The sequence below is a fragment of the Pseudomonas sp. SIMBA_041 genome (assembly GCF_046535095.1).
GTDB classification, from domain to species: domain Bacteria; phylum Pseudomonadota; class Gammaproteobacteria; order Pseudomonadales; family Pseudomonadaceae; genus Aquipseudomonas; species Aquipseudomonas mucoides.
In genome coordinates this window covers 1-279 of record NZ_JAWRXJ010000201.1, presented here as the reverse complement: position 1 = coordinate 279, position 279 = coordinate 1, and the positions used below count along the sequence as shown (strand labels likewise).

At 55.9% G+C, this 279-nt stretch carries 1 protein-coding gene; it reads right to left on the bottom strand.

The annotated features are described in order from the left end of the window. Window positions 1-279: amidohydrolase family protein (locus SB725_RS30845; protein ID WP_410923172.1), on the bottom strand; the 279-nt coding region annotated here is incomplete at both ends.

Sequence of the window (279 nt, the reverse complement as noted above, 5' to 3'; positions counted from 1 at the left end):
AAACGGTTTGCGTCGCAGGAAACGACCTCGCCCGGCTTTGCCTGTAAAGGTGCCGTCACAGAAAATCGTTTCACCACGGGATAAGGTTCTGACAATCGCGCCCTGACAGGTAAAACCCTCCCATGGCGAGTAGTCGGCGTTGTCGTGGAGATGGCGATGCTGAATTTGTTGGCTCTGACGTGGGTCGATAATCACCACGTCGCCGTCGGAACCGGGCGCTAATAATCCTTTTTGCGGCCACAGGCCAAACAGCCTGGCGGGCATTGCGCTGGTTAATTC